Genomic DNA, 21528 nt, shown 5'->3' with positions numbered 1-21528 from the left:
TGGGGTTATGAGCGACATGGCGGAGTCGTCCGACACCCGTTCCGCGCCGGGCGGGTCACTCGCGCACCGGGTGCCGGACCTCGGGGCGCTGGAGCTGCTGCTGGCGGTGGCGCGGCTCGGCAGCCTCGGCGGGGCGGCCCGCGAGGTGGGCATCACCCAGCCGGCGGCCAGCAGCCGGATCCGGTCGATGGAGCGACAGCTGGGCGTGGCCCTGGTCGACCGTTCGCCGCGCGGCTCCCGGCTCACGGACGCCGGGGTGCTGGTGACGGACTGGGCGCGGCGGGTCGTCGAGGCGGCCGAGGCCTTCGACGCGGGGGCGCAGGCGCTGCGCGACCGGCGTGACTCGCGCCTGACGGTGGTGGCCAGCATGACGATCGCCGAGTACCTGCTGCCGGGCTGGCTGCTCGCGCTGCGTGCCCGGTGGCCGGACACGGCGGTGTCCCTGCTCGCGGGCAACTCGGCGACGGTCGCCGAGCGGCTGCTGTCCGGCGACGCGGACCTGGGGTTCGTGGAGGGCGTGGGCGTGCCGCCGGGCCTGGACTCGGCGGTCATCGCCCGCGACCGGCTCATCGTGGTGACGGCGCCCGGCCACCCGTGGGCCCGTCGCCGGCGGCCGCTGGAGTCCCCGGAACTGGCGGCCACCGCTCTGATCCTGCGGGAGAAGGGTTCGGGGACGCGCCAGGTGCTGGACGCCGCGCTGGGCGGACCGGCCCGGCCGCTGATCGAGCTGTCGTCCACGACCGCGGTGAAGGCGGCCGTGGTGAGCGGCGCCGGACCGGCGGTCCTCAGCGAACTCGCCGTGGGCGAGGAACTGGCGATGCGGCGACTGGTGCGCATCCCGGTCCAGGACGTCGCCCTGGCCCGCGACCTCCGCGCGGTATGGCCCACCGGCCACCGCCCAACGGGCCCGGCCAGAGAACTCCTCTCCCTGACCCGAGGCTGACGGGCGACTCCGGTGCGCGGCGACGGATTCGCGGGGACGACGACGGGCACGGGGTGAGCGGCGGATGCCGGGCTCGGCAGGTGTGCAAGCAACGACCCGGCCCTGGGGCCCACCCCGCTGGTGACCGCAACGGCTGGGTGGGCCTTGCGGCCTCCCGTTGGTGGGCGGGGTGTGCTGGGGCTGACCGCCGGTGGGCAGGGGCAGGCGGGCGGGAGCATGATCCATCGGGCACGACCCGGCCCGCGGTTCCGGCCGGCGGGGCGGCTGGGGCCCGGGGCTCGGCGGGTTCGCTTCCGCCTCCTGGTGAACGCCGGTCGCCCTGCCCGGCGTCCGCCGGACGTGCCCGGGGAAAGCGCTTGGCGGGGGCCGGGCTGCGCCCAGCTCCGCCCGGCCTGCCCACCCTGCGGGCCTTTCAGCGGGCGTTGGGGGAGGTGGCGCTCGGGTGGGTCAGGACGCGGCTTCGATCAGGGCGTGCATGACGCGCAGGTCCTCGCCCATCTCGGGGTGCCACTGCACGCCCAGCGCCCAGCCGTCCGTGGTCGGCAGTTCCACTGCCTCCACCGTGCCGTCCGCCGCGTACGCCGACGGGATCAGGCCCGCGCCGAGGCGGTCCACGCACTGGTGGTGGTACGACGGCACGGATGTCTCCTCCGGCACGGCGGCGGCGTACAGGGTGCCGGGCACCGGCTTGACCGGGTGGGTGCCGAAGACGCCGACGACCTCCGCGTGGCCGTCGAGATGCTGGACGAGGGTGCCACCCAGGGCGACGTTCAGCAGCTGCATGCCGCGGCAGATGCCGAGCAGCGGCAGGCGTGCCGCCAGCGCGGCCTCGATCAGGGCGAGTTCCCAGGCGTCCCGGGCCCGGGCCGGCGGACCCGTCCGGGGGTCGGGCTCGGCGCCGTAGCGGGCCGGTTCGACGTCCGGGCCGCCCGCGATCACCAGGCCGTCGAGACGGGCGACGGCCGCCGCCGCGTGCTCCGGCGCGTCGGGCGGCAGCATCGCGGCCAGCCCGCCCGCCCGCTGCACCAGCCGCGGATAGCCGACCGGCAGCAGCGCGGCCTCCAGCTCCCACACGCCCCAGCGCGCCCCGGTCTCCAGATACGTGCTGACGCCGATCAACGGTCTGCCCGCCATGCACCTGCCCCTTCCGCCAAAGGATTCGGTTCATACCTTTGCTGAGGGTGGCCGCTCGGGGCAAGAGCCGTCGGCCGCCGTCCCGCCCCGGCCGCCGTCCCGCCCCGGCCGCCGGCCCGCCCCGGCCCGCGCCGGGCGGTGCCGCGCGGTGCCGCGCGGGCTCGCGGGGCGCCTCACGCGAGGAAGCCCCGCAGCAGCGCGGCCGTTCCCGCGCAGTGTTCCCGCATGATCTCCCGGGCCCCGTCCGCGTCGCCGTCGAGCACCGCCCCGACCAGCGCGACGTGCTGCCGCTGGGAGTGCTCCAGGTTGCGCACCAGCAGCGGGATGCAGTCGAGCAGCTCGTTCACCGTCGCCCGTACGGCCGCGTACTGCGCGGTCAGCGTCGGCGATCCGCACAGTTCGGCCAGCGTGAGGTGCAGCAGCGTGTCCAGGCGGCGGTAGTCGCCGAGCGGCGCGTCGTGCGTGCGGGCCAGCGCCTCGCGCAGCCGCACCGCCCGCTCGCCGGTCAGGCCGTACGTCGCGCACAGACCGGCCGCCCCCACCTCCAGCACCTCCCGGAAGCGCAGCACGTCCTCGATGTCGACCTCGGCGATCCGCCGCCGCAGCTCGTCCTCGCCGCCCGCGTCCGTGCGGGGCAGCACGAACGTGCCGCCGTAGCGGCCGCGCCGCGACTCCACCAGCCCCTGGTCCTGGAGCACCTTGAGGACCTCGCGCAGCGTCACCCGGCTGATCCCCAGCCGCTCCGCCAGCTCCCGCTCGGCGGGCAGCCGTCCGCCGGCCGGCACCAGGCCCAGCCGGACGACCTGCAGGATCTGCTCCAGCGCCTCCTCGAAGCCGTTCCCGGCCCGCACCGGCCGCAGCACCGGCGTCAGCCGGTCCGTGAGGTCCGTCTCCGGATCCGGTGACATGCCGCCGCACCCCCTTCCCAAGCAATGGTTCTCGGCAATACCTTATGGCTCCCGGCCCGACCGCAGAACGCGAAGAAGCAGAACGCGACAAGCAGAACGCGACAAGCAGAACGCGAAGAAGCCGAAGGAGCTCTCCCGTGGCAGACCGCACGCCCCCGCTCAGCGTCGAGGAGCTGCACGCCCTCGTCGCGGGCGGGGAGATCGACACTGTCGTCCTGGCCTTCCCCGACATGCAAGGGCGCCTGCAGGGCAAGCGGTTCGCCGCCCGGTTCTTCCTCGACGAGGTCCTCCACCACGGCACCGAGGGCTGCAACTACCTCCTCGCCGTCGACACCGAGATGAACACCGTCGACGGCTACGCCATGTCCTCCTGGGACCGCGGCTACGGCGACTTCGCCATGCACCCCGACCTGTCCACCCTGCGCCGCGTGCCGTGGAACGCCGGCACCGCCATGGTCGTCGCCGACCTCGCCTGGCACGACGGCTCCCCGGTCGTCGCCGCCCCCCGCCAGATCCTGCGCCGCCAGCTCGACCGCCTTGCCGAGCACGGACTGACCGCCATGGTCGGCACGGAGCTGGAGTTCATCGTCTTCAAGGACACCTACGAACAGGCGTGGGACGCGGGTTACCAGGGGCTGACCCCGGCCAATCAGTACAACATCGACTACTCGATCCTCGGCACCGGCCGCGTCGAGCCCCTGCTGCGCCGCATCCGCAACGAGATGGCCGGCGCCGGCCTCACCGTCGAGTCCGCCAAGGGCGAGTGCAACCCCGGCCAGCACGAGATCGCCTTCCGCTACGACGACGCCCTGGTCACCTGCGACCAGCACGCCGTCTACAAGACCGGCGCCAAGGAGATCGCCGCCCAGGAGGGCATGTCCCTCACCTTCATGGCCAAGTACAACGAGCGCGAGGGCAACTCCTGCCACATCCACCTCTCGCTCGCCGACGCGGACGGCCGCAACGTCATGCCGGGCGACGGCCCGGACGGCATGTCCGAGGTCATGCGCCACTTCCTCGCCGGGCAGCTGGCCGCGCTGCGCGACTTCTCGCTGCTCTACGCCCCCCACATCAACTCCTACAAACGCTTCCAGCCGGGCTCCTTCGCCCCGACCGCCGTCGCCTGGGGCCATGACAACCGCACCTGCGCCCTGCGCGTCGTCGGCCACGGCCGCTCCCTGCGCTTCGAGAACCGGCTGCCCGGCGGCGACGTCAACCCGTACCTGGCGGTCGCCGGACTGGTGGCGGCCGGCCTGCACGGCGTCGAGCAGCGGCTGGAGCTGCCGGAGCCCTGCCCCGGCAACGCCTACACCGGCGAGTTCGCGCACGTCCCGACCACCCTGCGCGAGGCCGCCGAGCTGTGGGCGGCCAGCCCCGTCGCCGAGGCCGCCTTCGGCCACGAGGTCGTCGCGCACTACCGCAACATGGCCCGCGTCGAGCTCGAAGCCTTCGACGCCGCGGTCACCGACTGGGAGCTGCGCCGCTCCTTCGAACGCCTGTGAGGCCCCCCGTGTCCCACCCGTACGAACTGGACGTGCTCAACCCGGCGACGGAGGAGGTGATCGCCACCGTCCCGGGCGCCGTGGAACAGGACGTGGACGCCGCCGTGCGGCGCGCGGAGCGGGCCCAGCGCGCCTGGGCGGCCGTCGCCCCCGCCGACCGGGCCCGGCTGCTGCGCCGCTTCGCCGCCGTCGTCGACGGACACCGCGAGGAACTGGCCCGGCTGGAGGTGCGCGAGGCCGGCCACACCATCGGCAACGCCCGCTGGGAGGCGGGCAACGTCCGCGACCTCCTCGACTACGCGGCCGGCGGCGTGGAGCGCCTCACCGGCCGACAGATCCCGGTCCCCGGCGGCCTGGACGTGACGATCCTCGAACCGCTCGGCGTCGTCGGCGTGATCGCCCCCTGGAACTTCCCCATGCCGATCGCCGCCTGGGGAACGGCCCCCGCCCTCGCGGCCGGGAACGCCGTCGTCCTCAAACCCGCCGAGACCACCCCGCTCACCGCCCTCCGGCTCGCCGAACTCGCCCTGGAGGCAGGGCTGCCGGAACACCTCTTCCAGGTGCTGCCCGGGCGTGGCGACATCGCGGGCGAGGCCCTGGTACGCCACCCCGGCGTCGCCAAGATCGTCTTCACCGGTTCCACCCGGGTCGGCAAGCACGTGATGGCGCTGTGCGCCGACCAGGTCAAGCAGGTCACCCTCGAACTCGGCGGCAAGAGCCCCAACATCGTCTTCGCCGACGCCGACCTGCGCGCCGCCGTCGACCCCTTCTCCTTCCTCGACAACTCCGGCCAGGACTGCTGCGCCCGCACCCGCATCCTGGTACAGGAGTCCGTCCACGACGAGGTGACGGAACTGCTCGCCGAGGCGCTGGCCGCCGTCGTGGTGGGCGACCCGGCCGACGAGAAGACCCAGATGGGTCCCCTGATCTCCCGTCAGCAGCTCGACCGCGTACGGGGGTTCGTGCCCGAGGACGCGCCCGCGCTGCGCGGCGGCGCGCCGGACGGGCCCGGCTTCTGGTTCCCGCCGACCGTCCTCACCCGTCAGGCGCCGGACTCCGCCGCGGCCCGCGAGGAGATCTTCGGACCGGTCGCCGTCCTGCTGCCCTTCACCGACGAGGAGGACGCGATCCGGCTCGCCAACGACACCCCCTACGGCCTCTCCGGCTCCATCTGGACCCGGGACGTCGGCCGCGCGCTGCGCGTCTCCGGCGCGGTCCGGGCCGGCAACCTGTCCGTCAACTCCCACTCCAGCGTCCGCTACTGGACCCCGTTCGGCGGCTACAAGCAGTCCGGCGTCGGCCGCGAGCTGGGCCCGGACGCGCTGACCGCCTTCACCGAAACCAAGAACGTCTTCATCAGCACGGAGGCCTGAGCCGCTCATGACCGAAAACACCGAGGGAACCATCTGCCGTCGCCTGGCCGGCCGAACCGCCGTCGTCACCGGCGCCGGCAGCGGCATCGGCCTCGCCACCGCGCGCCGGCTCGCCTCCGAGGGCGCCCACGTCGTCTGCGGCGACGTCGACGAGGTCCGCGGCAAGGCGGCCGCCGACGAGGTCGGCGGCCTGTTCGTGAAGGTCGACGTCACCGACCCCGAGCAGGTCGAGGCGCTGTTCAAGGCGGCCTACGACACCTACGGCAGCGTCGACGTCGCCTTCAACAACGCCGGCATCTCCCCGCCCGACGACGACTCCATCCTGGAGACCGGCCTGGAGGCGTGGAAGCGCGTCCAGGAGGTCAACCTCACCTCCGTCTACCTGTGCTGCAAGGCCGCCATCCCCTACATGCGCCGCCAGGGCAAGGGCTCCATCATCAACACCGCCTCCTTCGTGGCGAGGATGGGCGCGGCCACCAGCCAGATCTCCTACACCGCGTCCAAGGGCGGCGTGCTCGCCATGTCCCGTGAACTGGGCGTGCAGTTCGCCCGGGAGGGCATCCGCGTCAACGCCCTGTGCCCGGGCCCGGTCAACACCCCGCTGCTGCAGGAACTGTTCGCCAAGGACCCGGAGCGGGCCGCGCGCCGCCTCGTCCACATCCCGGTCGGCCGCTTCGCCGAGGCCGAGGAGATCGCCGCCGCCGTCGCCTTCCTCGCCAGCGACGATTCCTCCTTCGTCAACGCCACCGACTTCCTGGTGGACGGCGGCATCTCGGGCGCGTACGTCACGCCCTTGTAGACAGGGACCGGCCGGCCCGGCGTGCGGGCCGGCCGGCCGGAGGCCGTGTACGTGTACGGGGACCACAGGAACGGGGACTACAGGAACGTCTGGCCTTCCCCGCGGTACGTCGGCACGGTCGCCGTCACCGTGTCGCCCTCCACGAGGTGCAGCGCGTCGAACCGCTCGCACAGCTCACCGGCCTTGGCGTGCCGGAACCACACCTTGTCGCCGATCAGCAGGTCGTCGGCCGGGGAGCCCAGCAGCGGCGTCTGCACCTCGCCGGGCCCCTCCTGGGGGTCGTAGCGCAGCCCCTCGGGCAGGTACGGCAGCGGGAGCCGGTCGCGTCCGGGCGCGCCGGAGGCCGGATAGCCGCCGCCGAGCACCGTCACCACACCCATCCCCGGGCGCCGCACCACCGGCTGGGCGAACAGCGCGGCCGGACGCCCGCTGAACGACGTGTAGTTGTCGAACAGGCGCGGCACGTAGAGCCCCGACCCGGCCGCGATCTCGGTGACCGAGTCCTCGGCCGCCGTGTGCTGCACGCTGCCGGTGCCGCCGCCGTTGACGAACTCCAGGTCCGGCACCACGGCGCGCACCGCGCGCACCACCTCCGCACGCCGCTCGGCGAGTTCCCGGCGCGCGGCCGCCTGCATCAGCCGGACGGCGCCGGACCGCAGCGGCCGCCCGGCCACCGAGTCACCGACACCGGCGATGTGCCCCTCGTACGCCATGATGCCCACGACCCGGAACCCGGGCCGCCGGGCCACCGCGCGGGCCAGGTCGGCCACCTGGGCGGGGGAGTGCAGCGGCGAGCGGAGCGCCCCGATCCGCACCCGGCCCCCGAGCAGCTTGAAGGCGGTGTCCAGCTCCAGACACACGCGCACGACCTCACCGCCTCCGTCACGCGCCTCGTCGATCAGCCTGAGCTGCGCCGGGTCGTCGATCATCACGGTCACGGCGGCGGCGAGCTTCGGGTCGGAGGTCAGCTCGGCGAAACCGGCCCGGTCGGCGGACGGGTAGGCGAGCAGGACGTCGTCGAAGCCGGAGCGCGCGAGCCACAGGGACTCGGCGAGGGTGAAGGACATGATGCCGGCGAACCCGTCCTTGGCGAGGACCCGCTCCAGCAGGGCCCGGCAGCGTACGGACTTGCTGGCGACGCGGACCGGTTTGCCGCCCGCCCGGCGCAGCAGGTCGTCGGCGTTGGCGTCGAAGGCGTCCAGGTCCACGATCGCGAGAGGGGCCTCGAGGTGGGCGGTGGCCCGGTCGTAACGGGCCCGGTCGGCGGCGCGCGCAGTCATGAACGAAGCCTGCCAGACAGGATTACCGCAGGGTAGGGGGACGTTTGGGGCAGATGCCCCGGGGGTCGCGAAGTGGTTCCCGTTCCGACAGGGGCAAGCCGTAGAGTGACGCGCACGCACGGCGGAACGCGCCGGTCGCGGCCGTGCCGGGATGCCGGTCCGTCCGTGCGGGTATGCGTGTCCGGGAGTGTCCGGGACGGACCGGCCCGCGCGTTGAGCGCAACCACGACGGCGCGCGTACGGGAAGACGGCCAGGGTCCGAGGAAACGGGGGGTGCATGAGTACGGAAGCGCGGCACACTCCTGTTCCCCCGCAGCCGGCTCCCGTCCCTCCGCGGCCCGCCACCCCGCCCCGCCCGGCCCAGCCGCCCGCACCGGGCCGGCCCCGGCCCGAGGATCCGGACGACGCCGTCGCGGACACGGCGCGGACACGGCGGAACACGACGGGGGAGGCCACGGGAGCAGCGCGCGGAGTCTGGTCGCCGTGGCGCGGCACCCAGGACTTCGAGGCGCGCGACGGCTACGACGGCTACGACGGCTACGACGAGTTCGACGCCTTCCGCCGGCGCTCGCGGAGCGGCGGCTCCCGTGCCGCCGCCGGCACCGCGACCGGCAGGGCGGAGGCGGACCCGGACGCGGACTTGGCCGCCGGCCCCGAGGTTCCCCCGGCCCGGCGCGACGGGACCGGCGCGGGGGCGGCTGCCCCCGCCTCTGCCCCCGCCTCTGCCTCCGACTCCGCTTCCACCTCCGCTTCCGCTTCCACTTCCGCTTCCGTTTCCGACTCCACTTCCGCGAGCGCCCCGCCCCGCTTCCCCGGCCTGCGTGCCCGGCCCGCCGGGGAGAACGCCGCGAAGAGCACGCCCCCGCCGCCGGCCTCCGCCCGCTTCCCGGACACCGCTCCCTCGGCCGGCTGCGAGACCCCGCCCCGGGCCGAGGACACTGCCGCCCCGCCGCGCCCGAGCCGTGGTCCCGCTCCGTCGCCCCGCGTCGAGGACGCCCTTGTCCCGCCGCGTCCGCTCCGGCGCCCTGCTCCGCCGGCCGGTGGCGATGACCCGGCCGTACCGCCCCGCCGCCCTGCCGCGCCGTCCCGGGCCGAGGACACCGCCGCCCCGCCGCGCCCGAGTCGCGGTCCCGCTCCGTCGCCCCGCGCCGAGGGTGCTGTCGCGCCGCCCCGTCCGCTCCGACGTCCTGACGCGCCCCCTCGGGCCGAGGGCGCTGTCGCGCCGCCGCGTCCGCTCCGGCGCCCCGCTCCGCCGTTCCGTCTCCCGGACACCCGGGCCGGGGTGGCACGGGAGGTTGCCGGGGTGGGCGTTCCCGGGCGGGACGGCGACGTGCGGCCGGTTCCCGATCCGTCCCTGTCCTGGAACGCGCCCGTGGCCGGCGCCGGGGGCACCGTCGTGTCGTTCGGGGTGCCCGAGGGGTACGACGGGCAGGGGCGGCCCCGGCCCCTCGTCGGCCACGTCCGCACCCGGGCCGTCGCCGTCACCGCCTGCGTCGTCCTCGGACTCGGGCTCATCGGCGGTGCGCTGACCGGGAGTTGGCTGACCGGTGACTCCGGGGACGGCGGCGCGCGGGACACCTTCACGGCGGCCGGCGGCCTGTGGCACAGCATCCCCGTCGACCGGCTCTTCCCGCCCGTGGTGGAGGGCCGCGGCGCCGGTCCCGGCGGCGCCGACCGCAGTTGGACGCGGATCGCCGTCGCCCCGGACCGCGGGTGCGCGCAGGCCTTCGACCCGCTGCTGAGGAAGGCGCTCGCGCCCGTGGGCTGCCGGCGTCTGCTGCGGGCCACCTACACCGACGCCACGCAGAGCCACGTCACCACCGTCGGCCTGCTGTTCACCAAGGCCGACGCCGCCGGCATGGCCTCCCTCGCCACCCGTTTCCAGAACGAGGGCCTGGACCGCCGCACCGATCTGATGCCCCGCCCGTACGCCGCGCCGGGCACCGCCGCCGCCCGCTTCGGCGTCCGGCAGCGCGCCTCGTGGACCGTGTCCGTCCTCACCGACGCGCCCGTCGTCGTCTACGCCGTCTCCGGCTGGGCGGACGGCCGCACCGTCGACAGCCCGCTGCCCGCCGGGGAGGCCATGCAGTCCGGCAACACCGCGGCCGTCGCCCAGTCGGGCCTCGGCCACGAGGCGCGGGGCCTCGCCGACCGGATCGAGCGAGCGCTGCGCAAGGACGTCAGCGGCCAGGCCACGGAGACGCCGTCATGAGACGCCGGGGCCGTGTCGGGACGCTGAGCGTCCTCCTCGCCGCAGCCGTCGCGCTGGTCCCGCCCACCGCGGCGCACGCCGACGGCATACGCGCCCAGCAGTGGGGCCTGGACGCCATGCACACCCAGCAGGCCTGGCGCATCACCAAGGGCAAGGGCGTCACCGTCGCCGTCCTGGACACCGGCGTCGAGGCCGACCACCCCGACCTCGCCGGCAACGTCCTGCCCGCCAAGGACATGATCGGCTTCGGGGCGAGCAAGGGCGACCGGGCATGGGCCCGGCACGGCACCGCGATGGCCGGGATCATCGCCGGGCACGGCCACGGCCCCGGCGACGCCGAGGGCGTCATGGGCATCGCACCCGAGGCCAGGATCCTGCCGGTCCGCGTGATCCTGGAGGACGGCGACTCGGCCCGCGGCAAGGCCCGCAGCACCCGCGGCAACGCCCTCGCCGAAGGCATCCGCTGGGCCGCCGACCACGGCGCCGACGTCATCAACCTCTCCCTCGGCGACGACTCCGCCTCCGCCCATCCCGAACCCGCCGAGGACGAGGCCGTCCAGTACGCCCTGAAGAAGGGCGTCGCCGTCGTCGCCTCGGCGGGCAACGGCGGCGAGAAGGGCGACCACGTCTCCTACCCGGCCGCCTACCCGGGCGTCATCGCCGCGACCGCCGTCGACCGCTACGGCACCCGCGCCTCCTTCTCCACCCGCCGCTGGTACGCCACGGTCAGCGCGCCCGGCGTCGACATCGTCATCGCCGACCCCGACCACCGGTACTACGAGGGCTGGGGGACGAGCGCGGCGTCGGCGTTCGTCTCGGGCGCGGTGGCCCTCGTCAAGGCCGCGCACCCGGGACTGGCCCCCGCGCAGATCAAGCAACTCCTGGAGGACACCGCCCGGGACGCCCCGGCCGGCCGCCACGACGACTCCCGCGGCTTCGGCTTCGTCGACCCGGCCGCGGCCATCGAGGCGGCCGGACGCCTGAAGCCGGAGGGCCTGCGGGCGGCGTCGTACGGCGAGAAGTACTTCGGCCCCGGGCCCGACGCCGCCAAGTCCGACGGCGGCACCAGCGACTGGGCGGCCCCGCTCGCGGGCGGTCTCGGCGGCGTCCTGCTGGTCGCGGCGGTCGTGCTGTGGCGCGGCCGCCGCGAGTATCACGCCGACGGCTGACCCGCGCCGACCGCGCCACCCACACCCGGCCTCACACCCGGCCTCACACCCGGCTCCGGCTCCGGCTGCGGCCCGGGGGCTTTACCCCGAGGCGGACACGGCCGACACGTCGTCGTCGGTGAACACCGACACGGCGGCCCGTGCCGCCGCCTCGACCAGCGAAATACCCTTCGCCTTCGTCGAGTTGCCGTCCGACAGCGCGGCCACCAGGTAGGCGTGGCCGTCCACCGTCACCCTGCCGATGCTGTTGATGACCCACAGACCGGTGGTGCTGCGGGGCAGCCAGCCGTTCTTCAGAGCCCACCGCCCCCCGTCGGCCGCCGCCGACACACCCCAGTGCTGGTCGGCGGCGATCTGCCCCATCAGCTCGCGCAGGTACGTCCGGGAGGCCGCGCTCAGCTCCGAGTCGTCCCCGAAGACCTGCTCCAGCAGCGTCAGCTGGTCGGCGGCCGTGGTCCGGGTCAGTCCCCACAGCGCGCCGTCGCCGCCCTCGGTGCCGGTCAGCCCGAACCGCTCGTTCGCGGCGTCGAGCCCGTCGGCCTCGCCGATGGCCTCCCACAGGGCGGACGCCGAGGCGTTGTCGCTGTTCTCGATCATGGCGGTGGCGTACGACCGTTCCGACGCCGTCAGTTGCCGCCCCGCGTCCTGCGCCTGCAGCAGCAGCGTCGCGAGGATGTCGACCTTCACGATGCTGGCGGTGGCGAAGGTGGCGTCGCCGTAGGAGGCGCTCTCGCCGGACTCCAGGTCCAGCACCGTCACCGACACCCGGGCGCCGTCCTCGGCGTCGACCGACTTCATCGCGGCCGACAGCAGGGCGTCGTGATCCACCGCGGGCTGCGCCACCGTTGCCACCGAGTCCTTCCCGCCGGCCGTGGCCGGGCCGGAGGCCGACGGCGACGCCGACGACGATACGACGCCGGTGCCGGAGTGCGCCTGAGCTCTGACGTACGCGCTTCCGGCCGCCGTGCCGCCCACGATGGTGACCGCGGCGAGGGCGGTGTACAGCAGGGGGCGCGTCCGGGACGGACGAACACGGCGGCGACGGCGGGTTCTGGAGGACTCCATGCCCGCGATGCTGGGCGCGGCGGCTGTGCGGGCCGTTAGCCGGACGTTAGATGTGTGTCAGGGAAACCTGAGAAACCCGTGAAAGCCGTGAACGGCCGGTTTCGGGGGCCGCACAAGCCCGGCACCATCCCCCCGATAGGGTCGGTGACCGTGGCGAACAAGAACATTCCCGACTCCCTCTTCTCCGACGACGACGGCTCCGCCGACCCCCGGCTGAGCGCGGCGCTCGCCGCCTGGGCCGGGGACCGCACCGCCGTGGGCCCCGTCCTCCAGGCGCTCAAGGGCGCCCGGCTGCTCGTCCCCGTGGTCGCCGTGCTCGGCGAGGTGGAGCTGGACGAGAACGGGCTGCGCCGCGAGAAGACGAGCGAGATGGCCGTGCCGACGCTGAAGGCGGGCTCCCGCACCGCCCTGCCCGCGTTCACCTCCACCGACGCGCTGGCCCGCTGGGACCCGGCGGCGCGCCCCGTCGCCGTACCGCTGCACCAGGCGCTGCAGGCCGCCGCGCACGAGAAGGCGGACACGATCGTGCTGGACATGTCCGGTCCGGTGCCGTTCGAGCTGACCGGGCAGGCGCTGCTCGCGCTCGCCGAGGGACGCACGACCGACGATCCGCTCGCCGACCCCGCCGTGCGCGAGGCGGTGCGCGCCGCGGTCGCCGCCGAACTCGGCGTCGTCCGCGCCCATCTCGGCCCCGGGCAGGCCGACGGCACCCTCGCCCTGGTGCTGGACCCGGCCGCCGCGCCCGCCGGGACCGCCCGCGCCGTCGCCGAGCGCCTGGCCGCCGACGAGACGCTGCGGGCCCGCCTGGTGCGCGGCCTCGACCTGGCACTGCTGCCGGCCGGGACCACACCGCCGGGCGAGCCCCTGTACGTACGCTGACGAGCCCCAGCCGTGGACCGGGCCGGTGTGCTTGCGGCCGTTTCTAGCCGTACACCGGGCCGGTGTACTTCTCGCCGGGGCCCTGGCCCGGCTCGTCCTTGACCAGGGACGCCTCGCGGAAGGCCAGCTGCAGCGACTTCAGGCCGTCGCGCAGGGGCGCCGCGTGGAAGGAGCTGATCTCGGTCGCGCTGGCGTCCAGCAGGCCGGCCAGCGCGGTCACCAGCTTGCGGGCCTCGTCCAGGTCCTTGTACTTGTCCCCCTCCTCGGTCAGGCCGAGCTTCACCGCGGCGGCGCTCATCAGGTTGACGGCGACCGTCACGATCACCTCGACGGCGGGGACCTCGGCGATGTCCCGCGTCATGGCGTCGAAGTCGGGATTCTCGGGATTCTCGGGGCTCTCAGGAGGGGTATCGCTCATGGGGCACACCATAGGTGGTCCCGCGCGTCGTCCTTGAATTAGCCCTTGTCAAGCGATCCTGCTAATCTGGAGTGCGACCGGCCGGACACATGTGTGCGGCCCACAAGTGGAGGCTCCGATCTCCCACCTGACCGTCCCCCGGGGCGGCGGGTCACCCCGGTCAGGCGGCCACCATCGTTCCGTACGGACGATGGAGTCGCCCGAGAGTGCGCCCCGCGATCAGTCGCGGCGGTGTTCCGGTAGTGCTAGGAGCCCCGCCTGTGATCGTCCGGGGCATTTTTTGTGCTTCGGCGCGGTTAGGTCTAACGAATACAGACGTATGCGCGGCTGTCCGCCAGACTGCCGCGTTGGTGCTACCGAGGAGGATCCATCAGCGCCGAGCCCCGCATCAACGACCGGATTCGCGTTCCCGAGGTGCGACTTGTCGGTCCCAGTGGCGAGCAGGTCGGCATCGTGCCGCTCGCGAAGGCACTGGAGCTTGCTCAGGAGTACGACCTCGACCTGGTCGAGGTCGCGGCGAACGCCCGTCCGCCCGTGTGCAAGCTCATGGACTACGGGAAGTTCAAGTACGAGTCGGCCATGAAGGCCCGTGAGGCGCGCAAGAACCAGGCGCACACGGTCATCAAGGAGATGAAGCTCCGGCCGAAGATCGACCCGCACGACTATGACACCAAGAAGGGTCACGTCGTCCGGTTCCTCAAGCAGGGCGACAAGGTCAAGATCACGATCATGTTCCGTGGTCGCGAGCAGTCCCGGCCCGAGCTGGGCTACCGACTGCTGCAGCGGCTCGCGGAGGACGTCCAGGACCTCGGTTTCGTGGAGTCGAACCCGAAGCAGGACGGCCGCAACATGATCATGGTTCTCGGTCCGCACAAGAAGAAGACCGAGGCGATGGCCGAGGCGCGCCAGGCGCAGGAAGCCCGCAAGGCGGAAGCGAAGGCCAACCCCGGCAAGTCGCAGAACGCCGCGGACACCGACAACGCCGTGGACGCCGAGGCACCTGCCGAGGCTACCGCCGAGGCGTGATCCCGGGGGACGCGAGTCCCCGAGGACGTAACCGATACAAGAGCGACGCTCCAACCGTGGTGCCCGGTTTTCGTGACCGGGCACCGGAGCGCCACCGACGAGGAGAGAACGGCGCTATGCCGAAGAACAAGTCGCACAGCGGTGCCAGCAAGCGCTTCAAGGTCACCGGCTCCGGCAAGGTGCTCCGTGAGCGCGCCGGCAAGCGCCACCTGCTCGAGCACAAGTCGTCCCGCGTGACGCGTCGCCTCACCGGCAACGCCGAGATGGCCCCGGGCGACGCCGCGAAGATCAAGAAGCTTCTCGGCAAGTGACGCCGGGCGCGCATTTCGCGCCCGACCTCTGACCGGGACCCCATCGATTCCGGGCCGTGTGACGACAACCACGGCCCCGCTACAAGGAGTTAACAAGTGGCACGCGTCAAGCGGGCAGTCAACGCCCACAAGAAGCGCCGGGCGATCCTCGAGCAGGCCTCCGGCTACCGCGGTCAGCGTTCGCGCCTGTACCGCAAGGCCAAGGAGCAGGTCACCCACTCGCTGGTCTACAACTACAACGACCGCAAGAAGCGCAAGGGCGACTTCCGTCAGCTGTGGATCCAGCGCATCAACGCCGCTGCCCGCGCCAACGGCATCACGTACAACCGCTTCATCCAGGGCCTGAAGGCCGCCAACGTCGAGGTCGACCGCAAGATCCTCGCCGAGCTGGCCGTCAACGACGCCGGCGCGTTCGCCGCGCTCGTCGAGGTCGCGCAGAAGGCCCTGCCCGCGGACGTGAACGCGCCCAAGGCGGCCTGACGCCGCAACGGCGCCGTTGTACCGGACGGACCCGCAGGCCCTCGGGGCCTGCGGGTCCGCTGGTCTTCCCGACTGCAGAGGTGAACCACATGCCCCCCGTCACGCCCGAGCTGATCTCCCCCCGCTCCGCCCGCGTCCTGGCCGCCCGGCGGCTGGCCAAGCGGAACTTCCGGGGCAAGGAGCGGCTGTTCCTCGCGGAGGGGCCCCAGGCCGTGCGGGAGGCCGCCGCGCACGGCGACAGCCTCACCGAGCTGTTCGCCACCGTCGAGGCCGCGGAGCGGTACGCCGACATCGTGGGAGAGGCACGCGACGCGGGAGCCCGGATCCACCTCGCCGACGAGCAGGTGATCGCCGACATCTCCACCACCGTCACCCCGCAGGGCCTCGTCGGCGTCTGCCGGTTCGTCGACACCCCCTTCGAGAGCGTCCTCGCCGCCGGCCCCCGCCTTGTCGCCGTGCTCGCGAACGTACGCGACCCCGGCAACGCCGGCACCGTCCTGCGCTGCGCCGACGCCGCCGGCGCCGACGCCGTCGTCCTCACCGACGCCTCCGTCGACCTGTACAACCCCAAGGCCGTCCGCGCCTCCGTCGGCTCCCTCTTCCACCTCCCCGTCGCCGTCGGCGTACCCGTCGAGCGCGCCGTCGACGGGCTCCGCAGCGCCGGCGTGCGCGTCCTCGCCGCCGACGGCGCCGGCGTCCACGACCTGGACGAGGAACTCGACAAGGGCGCCATGGGCGGACCGACCGCCTGGGTGTTCGGCAACGAGGCATGGGGGCTGCCGGAGGAGACCCGCGCCCTCGCGGACGCCGTGGTGCGCGTGCCGATCCACGGAAAGGCCGAGAGCCTGAACCTGGCCACCGCGGCGGCCGTATGTCTCTACGCGTCGGCCCGTGCGCAGCGCGCCTCCGGAGGGTGCCGCTCCGTCACCGAGAGCTAGTAGGGTGACCAGCTCGGGTGCCTGAGAGGTGGGGTACGGGTATATGAGCGTCGGCACGAGCAGGACGCGGAAAGCACACGACGTGCGCCGCCCGCCCGCGCCCCGGCACGGCGACCTCGCCGAGCTCGGCATCGACCCCGACGACCTGCCCGACGGCCTGGTCGTCGCCGACGAGCAGGGCCGCGTGATCTGCTTCAACGCCGCCGCCGAACGCATCACCGGCCGGGCCGCCCCCGACGCCCTCGGACAGCGGCTGGAGAAAGCCCTGCCATTAGAGGACCTCGAAGGCCGCCGCTGGTGGCAGCTGACCGACCCCTACGGCGGCCTCGCCATCCGGGTACGGCAGCCCGAGCGCAACCTGCTGCTCCCCGGCGGCCGCGAGGTCCTCGTCTCCGCTCGCTACGTACGCGCCGAACCCACCGGCCCCGTCCACCGCGTCGTCGTCTCCCTGCGCGACACCGAGGCCCGCCGCCGCACCGAACGCAGCCACGCCGAACTGATAGCGACCGTCGCCCACGAGCTGCGCTCGCCCCTCACCTCCGTCAAGGGCTTCACCGCCACCCTGCTGGCCAAGTGGGCCCGCTTCACCGACGACCAGAAGCGGCTGATGCTGGAGACCGTCGACGCCGACGCCGACCGGGTCACCCGGCTCATAGCCGAACTGCTGGACATCTCCCGGATCGACTCCGGACGGCTGGAGGTGCGCCGCCAGCCCGTCGACATCGGCGCCGCCGTCGGCCGCCACATCCAGGCCTACGTCGCCGCCGGACAGCCCGCCGACCGGTTCCTGCTGCGCATCGAGCAGCCGCTGCCCGCGCTGTGGGCCGACCCGGACAAGATCGACCAGGTGCTGTCCAACCTGCTGGAAAATGCCGTGCGCCACGGCGAGGGAACCGTCAGCATCGACATCACGCCCACGGCCTCCCCCCGTGAAGGGGAAGGCCATGAGATCGCAGCCACGTCGGTCACGGTGAGCGACGAGGGCACCGGCATCCCGGAGGAGTCCATGGACCGCGTCTTCACCCGCTTCTGGCGGGGCAGCAAGCGCGGCGGCACCGGCCTCGGGCTCTACATCGTCAAGGGCATCGTCGAAGCCCACGGCGGCACCATCACCGTCGGCCGCGCCCCCGGCGGCGGCGCCGAGTTCCGATTTACGTTGCCCGTGGCGGCGCCGGCGTATCTCGCCTGACGGCCCACGGGCGCATTCGTACACCTCCACCCCGTTAGACTCGGCCTTTGGCACCTTGGTGTCCCATGGACGGCCCTCAAGAGTCGGTGACGGGGACCTTCAGCCAGCCAATCGGAAGCACGGGAAGAGATGTCGGCACCCAATAAGTCGTACGACCCTGTCGAGGTCGAGGCGTTGAAACCGGAAGCAATCGAGCGCATGCGGGACGAGGCGCTCGCCGCCTTCGCCGCCGCGGACTCCCTCGACGCCCTCCAGGAGGCCAAGGTCGCGCACACCGGCGGTACCTCCCCGCTGGCCCTCGCCAACCGCGAGATCGGCGCCCTGCCCCCGCACGCCAAGGCCGACGCCGGAAAGCGCGTGGGCCAGGCCCGCGGCGCCGTGAACAAGGCCCTCGCCGCCCGCCAGGCGGAACTGGAGGCCGAGCGCGACACGCGCGTGCTGGTCGAGGAGTCGGTGGACGTCACGCTGCCGTTCGACCGCGTGCCGGCCGGCGCCCGCCACCCGCTCACCACCCTCTCGGAGCGCATCGAGGACATCTTCGTCGCCATGGGCTACGCCGTGGCCGAGGGCCCCCAGGTCGAGGCCGAGTGGTTCAACTTCGACGCCCTCAACATCGGCCCCGACCACCCGGCCCGCGGCGAGGCCGACACCTTCTTCGTGGAGGGCCCGCAGGGCGGCACCGAATCCGGCGTCGTACTGCGCACCCACACCTCGCCCGTGCAGATCCGCTCGCTGCTCGACCGCGAACTGCCGGTCTACGTGATCTGCCCCGGCCGCGTGTACCGCACCGACGAGCTGGACGCCACCCACACCCCGGTCTTCCACCAGGTCGAGCTGCTCGCCGTCGACGAGGGCCTGACCATGGCCGACCTCAAGGGCACCCTGGACCACATGGTCCAGTCGCTGTTCGGCGAGGGCGTGCGGACCCGGCTGCGGCCGAACTTCTTCCCGTTCACCGAGCCCTCCGCCGAGATGGACATGGAGTGCTACGTCTGCCGCGGCGAGTCCGTCGGCAACCCCGACCGGCCCTGCCGCACCTGTTCCTCCGAGGGCTGGATCGAGCTCGGCGGCTGCGGCATGGTCAACCCGCGGGTGCTCGTCGCCTGCGGCGTCGACCCGGAGAAGTACAGCGGCTTCGCCTTCGGGTTCGGCATCGAGCGGATGCTGATGTTCCGCCACAACGTCGATGACATGCGAGACATGGTCGAGGGTGACGTCCGGTTCACCCGGCCGTTCGGGATGGAGATCTGATGCGGGTCCCGCTTTCTTGGCTGCGGGAGTACGTCGACCTGCCGGCCACCGAAACCGGCCGCGACGTCCAGGCCAAGCTCATTTCGGCCGGTCTGGAGGTCGAGACCGTCGAACACCTCGGCGCCGACCTCAAGGGCCCCCTCGTCGTCGGCCAGGTGCTGACCATCGAGGAGCTGGAGGGCTTCAAGAAGCCGATCCGCTTCTGCACCGTCGACGTCGGCCAGGCCAACGGCACCGGTGAGCCGCAGGAGATCGTCTGCGGCGCCCGCAACTTCGCCGCCGGCGACAAGGTCGTCGTGGTCCTGCCGGGCGCGGTCCTCCCCGGCGGCTTCGCCATCGCCGCGCGCAAGACCTACGGCAAGACGTCCCACGGCATGATCTGCTCCAGCGACGAGCTGGGCATGGGCGACGACGGCAGCAAGGGCATCATCGTGCTGCCGCCGGAGACCGAGGTCGGCAAGGACGCCATCGAACTGCTCGAACTCGTCGACGAGGTCCTGGACATCGCCGTCACCGCCAACCGCGGCGACTGCCTGTCCATCCGCGGCGTCGCCCGCGAGACCGCCATCGCCTACGGTCTTCCGCTGCGCGACCCGGCGCTGCTCGACGTGCCCGCCCCGAACGCGTTCGGCTACCCGGTGACGGTCTCCGACCCGGCCGGCTGCGACCGTTTCACCGCGCGCACCGTCACCGGTCTGAGCCCGGAGGCCCGCTCCCCGATCTGGCTGCAGCGCCGCCTGCAGAAGGTCGGCATGCGGCCGATCTCGCTCGCCGTCGACGTCACCAACTACGTGATGATGGAGCTGGGCCAGCCCCTGCACGCCTACGACCGCGGGCTGGTCCAGGGCACCATCGGCGTGCGCCGGGCCGAGGAGGGCGAGAAGCTCGTCACCCTCGACGGCGTCGAGCGCTCCCTGCACGCCGAGGACCTGGTCATCACCGACGAGCGCGGACCCATCGGGCTCGCCGGCGTCATGGGCGGCGCCAACACCGAGATCGCCGACCACGACGACGTGGAGAACGCGACGAGCGACGTCGTGATCGAGGCCGCCCACTTCGACGCCGTCTCCATCGCGCGCACCGCCCGCCGTCACAAGCTGTCCTCCGAGGCGTCCCGCCGCTTCGAGCGGGGCGTCGACCCGCAGGCCGCGGCCGCCGCCGCGCAGCGCACCGTCGACCTGCTGGTCCTCCTCGCGGGCGGCACCGCGGAGGCCGGCGTCACCGAGGTCGTCGCGCCGTCCGGGCCGCACACCATCACCGTCCCCGCCGACCACCCGGACAAGGTCGCGGGCGTCGTCTACGGCCGCGAGACCGTCGTACGGCGGCTGCAGGAGGTCGGCTGCGACGTCTACGGACAGGACGAGCTGACCGTCACCGTGCCGTCCTGGCGGCCTGACCTGCTAGAGGCGAACGACCTGGCCGAAGAGGTCATCCGGCTGGAGGGCTACGAGAACCTGCCCTCCACCCTGCCCAAGCCGCCGTCGGGCCGGGGCCTGACCCACCGGCAGCGGCTGCACCGCCGGGTCGGCCGCGCGCTGGCCGCGGCCGGGTACGTCGAGGCGCCGAACTACCCCTTCATCAGCGAGCAGGTCTTCGACCAGCTGCTGCTGGAGGCCGATGACCCGGGCCGCCGCGTCGTGAAGCTGACCAACCCGCTGAGCGACGAGGAGCCGGCGCTGCGCACCTCGCTGCTGCCGGGTCTGCTCGGCGCGCTGCGGCGCAACGACGGCCGGGGCTCGCACGACCTGGCGCTGTTCGAGACGGGCCTGGTCTTCCACCCGCGCGAGGAGCAGCGCGCCGCCGTCGCCCTGCCCGTCGACCGGCGGCCCACCGTCGAGGAGATCGCGGAGCTGAACGCCGCGCTGCCCGAGCAGCCGCGCCACGTCGCCGTCGTCCTCGCCGGCGCCCGCGAGCAGGCCGGCTGGTGGGGCGCGGGCCGTCCCGCCGGATGGGCCGACGCGGTCGAGGCGGCGCGCGCCGTCGCCCGCGAGACCGGCGCCGACCTCATCGTCCGCAAGGGCCAGTACGGGCCGTGGCACCCGGGCCGCTGCGCCGAGCTGGTGGTCCTCGCCGACGGCGCCGAGCGGGTCGTGGGCCACGCGGGCGAGCTGCACCCCCGCGTGCTGAAGGCCCTGGGCCTGCCCGCTCGGGTCTCCGCGATGGAGCTGAACCTGGACGTCCTGGAGCAGGTCGGCGACGACACGCCCCAGGCGCCGAGCATCTCCAGCTTCCCGGTCGCCACGCAGGACGTCGCCCTGGTGGTCGACAGGTTCGTCCCCGCGGCGGACGTCGAGGGCGCGCTGCGTGAGGGCGCGGGTGAACTGCTGGAGCACATCCGGCTGTTCGACGTCTACGAGAACGACGACCAGCTCGGCGAGGGCAAGAAGTCCCTGGCGTACGCGCTGCGGTTCCGTGCCGCGGACCGGACGCTGACGGTCGACGAGGCGTCGGCCGCCCGCGACGCGGCCGTCGCCCTGGCGGGCGAGCGCACCGGAGCGGTACTGCGCGGCTGACCCCCGCCGACCCCGAAGCGGACCGGCCTCTCGAGGCCGGTCCGCCTGCGTTCGACGGGCCCGCCCGGGAGTCGCCCGTCAGGGGTGCGGGGAACTGCGCGACCGGCCACGACGGACCCGCAGCCGACAGTGCACCTG

General features: G+C 73.5%; 19 protein-coding genes. 14 read left to right on the top strand and 5 right to left on the bottom strand.

Going from position 1 to position 21528, the window contains the following annotated elements; all coding sequences use genetic code 11:
• The first annotated feature begins 7 nt into the window (after positions 1–7).
• Positions 8–943, top strand: coding sequence for a LysR family transcriptional regulator (locus ACZ5GT_RS12670; RefSeq protein ID WP_469020157.1), 936 nt, complete (start codon positions 8–10; stop codon positions 941–943).
• A 447-nt stretch (positions 944–1390) separates the two neighbouring features.
• On the opposite strand, the gene ACZ5GT_RS12665 is transcribed toward ACZ5GT_RS12670, so the two are convergent.
• A complete protein-coding gene (locus ACZ5GT_RS12665; RefSeq protein ID WP_469020154.1) occupies positions 1391–2077 on the bottom strand; it encodes a gamma-glutamyl-gamma-aminobutyrate hydrolase family protein in 687 nt (228 codons plus the stop codon).
• A gap of 173 nt (positions 2078–2250) precedes the next feature.
• On the bottom strand, positions 2251–2985 hold the full coding sequence (locus ACZ5GT_RS12660; RefSeq protein ID WP_469020152.1) for a FadR/GntR family transcriptional regulator: 735 nt from the start codon (positions 2983–2985) through the stop codon (positions 2251–2253).
• Positions 2986–3122: 137 nt separating this feature from the next.
• On the opposite strand from ACZ5GT_RS12660, the gene ACZ5GT_RS12655 reads away from it, so the two are divergent.
• From ACZ5GT_RS12655 to ACZ5GT_RS12645, 3 genes are read left to right on the top strand one after another with little or no spacing between them, the layout of a single operon-like run.
• Positions 3123–4487, top strand: a complete 1365-nt coding sequence (locus tag ACZ5GT_RS12655; RefSeq protein ID WP_469020148.1) for a glutamine synthetase family protein — start codon at positions 3123–3125, stop codon at positions 4485–4487.
• Between the two features lie 8 nt (positions 4488–4495).
• The gene (locus tag ACZ5GT_RS12650; protein WP_469020144.1) at positions 4496–5860 is read left to right on the top strand and encodes an aldehyde dehydrogenase family protein; all 1365 of its coding nucleotides are present in this window, start codon (positions 4496–4498) and stop codon (positions 5858–5860) included.
• A 7-nt stretch (positions 5861–5867) separates the two neighbouring features.
• Positions 5868–6659, top strand: a complete 792-nt coding sequence (locus ACZ5GT_RS12645; protein ID WP_469020141.1) for a 3-oxoacyl-ACP reductase — start codon at positions 5868–5870, stop codon at positions 6657–6659.
• Positions 6660–6736: 77 nt separating this feature from the next.
• Here ACZ5GT_RS12645 and ACZ5GT_RS12640 read toward each other — a convergent pair whose 3' ends face one another.
• Positions 6737–7939, bottom strand: coding sequence for an amino acid deaminase/aldolase (locus ACZ5GT_RS12640; RefSeq protein WP_469020136.1), 1203 nt, complete (start codon positions 7937–7939; stop codon positions 6737–6739).
• Positions 7940–9242: 1303 nt separating this feature from the next.
• Between ACZ5GT_RS12640 and ACZ5GT_RS12635 the strand changes: the two genes are divergently transcribed.
• Together ACZ5GT_RS12635 and mycP are read left to right on the top strand one after the other, a co-directional pair.
• The gene (locus ACZ5GT_RS12635) at positions 9243–10151 is read left to right on the top strand and encodes a hypothetical protein (RefSeq protein ID WP_469020130.1); all 909 of its coding nucleotides are present in this window, start codon (positions 9243–9245) and stop codon (positions 10149–10151) included.
• Entirely contained in the window at positions 10148–11320 is a 1173-nt protein-coding gene (mycP, locus tag ACZ5GT_RS12630) for a type VII secretion-associated serine protease mycosin (RefSeq protein ID WP_469020125.1), read from the top strand. Before ACZ5GT_RS12635 ends, mycP begins: the two co-directional genes overlap by 4 nt.
• An 81-nt stretch (positions 11321–11401) precedes the next feature.
• On the opposite strand, the gene ACZ5GT_RS12625 is transcribed toward mycP, so the two are convergent.
• Positions 11402–12385, bottom strand: coding sequence for a serine hydrolase (locus tag ACZ5GT_RS12625; protein ID WP_469020121.1), 984 nt, complete (start codon positions 12383–12385; stop codon positions 11402–11404).
• 150 nt (positions 12386–12535) lie between these two features.
• Here ACZ5GT_RS12625 and ACZ5GT_RS12620 point away from each other — a divergent pair, with 150 nt between their 5' ends.
• Entirely contained in the window at positions 12536–13264 is a 729-nt protein-coding gene (locus ACZ5GT_RS12620) for an SseB family protein (RefSeq protein ID WP_469020118.1), read from the top strand.
• A gap of 43 nt (positions 13265–13307) precedes the next feature.
• Here ACZ5GT_RS12620 and ACZ5GT_RS12615 read toward each other — a convergent pair whose 3' ends face one another.
• Positions 13308–13682, bottom strand: a complete 375-nt coding sequence (locus ACZ5GT_RS12615; protein ID WP_469020114.1) for a DUF1844 domain-containing protein — start codon at positions 13680–13682, stop codon at positions 13308–13310.
• Between the two features lie 369 nt (positions 13683–14051).
• Between ACZ5GT_RS12615 and infC the strand changes: the two genes are divergently transcribed.
• From infC to pheT, 7 genes are all read left to right on the top strand, one after another.
• Positions 14052–14708 carry a translation initiation factor IF-3 gene (gene infC / locus ACZ5GT_RS12610; RefSeq protein WP_469020314.1) on the top strand — a complete coding sequence of 219 codons (657 nt, stop codon included), beginning with the start codon at positions 14052–14054 and terminating at the stop codon, positions 14706–14708.
• Positions 14709–14824: 116 nt separating this feature from the next.
• Positions 14825–15019 (top strand): 50S ribosomal protein L35, encoded by a 195-nt coding sequence (rpmI, locus tag ACZ5GT_RS12605; RefSeq protein ID WP_004933563.1) that lies wholly within the window; start codon positions 14825–14827, stop codon positions 15017–15019.
• Positions 15020–15115: 96 nt separating this feature from the next.
• The gene (rplT, locus tag ACZ5GT_RS12600; RefSeq protein ID WP_055492778.1) at positions 15116–15499 is read left to right on the top strand and encodes a 50S ribosomal protein L20; all 384 of its coding nucleotides are present in this window, start codon (positions 15116–15118) and stop codon (positions 15497–15499) included.
• Positions 15500–15588: 89 nt separating this feature from the next.
• Positions 15589–16437, top strand: a complete 849-nt coding sequence (locus ACZ5GT_RS12595; RefSeq protein WP_469020110.1) for a TrmH family RNA methyltransferase — start codon at positions 15589–15591, stop codon at positions 16435–16437.
• 43 nt (positions 16438–16480) lie between these two features.
• A complete protein-coding gene (locus tag ACZ5GT_RS12590) occupies positions 16481–17626 on the top strand; it encodes a sensor histidine kinase (protein WP_469020104.1) in 1146 nt (381 codons plus the stop codon).
• 129 nt (positions 17627–17755) lie between these two features.
• Positions 17756–18877 (top strand): phenylalanine--tRNA ligase subunit alpha, encoded by a 1122-nt coding sequence (pheS, locus tag ACZ5GT_RS12585; RefSeq protein WP_469020098.1) that lies wholly within the window; start codon positions 17756–17758, stop codon positions 18875–18877.
• Positions 18877–21390, top strand: a complete 2514-nt coding sequence (gene pheT, locus ACZ5GT_RS12580; RefSeq protein ID WP_469020096.1) for a phenylalanine--tRNA ligase subunit beta — start codon at positions 18877–18879, stop codon at positions 21388–21390. Before pheS ends, pheT begins: the two co-directional genes overlap by 1 nt.
• The last annotated feature ends 138 nt before the right edge of the window (positions 21391–21528 follow it).

This window comes from Streptomyces sp. NPDC031340, from assembly GCF_055569945.1.
This window is presented reverse-complemented; position numbering and strand designations above follow the sequence as displayed.

Excerpts from the sequence above, each read along its gene's own strand:
- ACZ5GT_RS12670 (WP_469020157.1), top strand. The coding sequence starts at position 8 with ATGAGCGACATGGCGGAGTCGTCCGACACCCGTTCCGCGCCGGGCGGG.
- ACZ5GT_RS12665 (WP_469020154.1), bottom strand. The coding sequence starts at position 2,077 with ATGGCGGGCAGACCGTTGATCGGCGTCAGCACGTATCTGGAGACCGGG.
- ACZ5GT_RS12660 (WP_469020152.1), bottom strand. The coding sequence starts at position 2,985 with ATGTCACCGGATCCGGAGACGGACCTCACGGACCGGCTGACGCCGGTG.
- ACZ5GT_RS12645 (WP_469020141.1), top strand. The coding sequence starts at position 5,868 with ATGACCGAAAACACCGAGGGAACCATCTGCCGTCGCCTGGCCGGCCGA.
- ACZ5GT_RS12640 (WP_469020136.1), bottom strand. The coding sequence starts at position 7,939 with ATGACTGCGCGCGCCGCCGACCGGGCCCGTTACGACCGGGCCACCGCC.
- mycP (WP_469020125.1), top strand. The coding sequence starts at position 10,148 with ATGAGACGCCGGGGCCGTGTCGGGACGCTGAGCGTCCTCCTCGCCGCA.
- ACZ5GT_RS12625 (WP_469020121.1), bottom strand. The coding sequence starts at position 12,385 with ATGGAGTCCTCCAGAACCCGCCGTCGCCGCCGTGTTCGTCCGTCCCGG.
- ACZ5GT_RS12615 (WP_469020114.1), bottom strand. The coding sequence starts at position 13,682 with ATGAGCGATACCCCTCCTGAGAGCCCCGAGAATCCCGAGAATCCCGAC.
- rpmI (WP_004933563.1), top strand. The coding sequence starts at position 14,825 with ATGCCGAAGAACAAGTCGCACAGCGGTGCCAGCAAGCGCTTCAAGGTC.
- ACZ5GT_RS12595 (WP_469020110.1), top strand. The coding sequence starts at position 15,589 with ATGCCCCCCGTCACGCCCGAGCTGATCTCCCCCCGCTCCGCCCGCGTC.
- ACZ5GT_RS12590 (WP_469020104.1), top strand. The coding sequence starts at position 16,481 with ATGAGCGTCGGCACGAGCAGGACGCGGAAAGCACACGACGTGCGCCGC.
- pheS (WP_469020098.1), top strand. The coding sequence starts at position 17,756 with ATGTCGGCACCCAATAAGTCGTACGACCCTGTCGAGGTCGAGGCGTTG.
- pheT (WP_469020096.1), top strand. The coding sequence starts at position 18,877 with ATGCGGGTCCCGCTTTCTTGGCTGCGGGAGTACGTCGACCTGCCGGCC.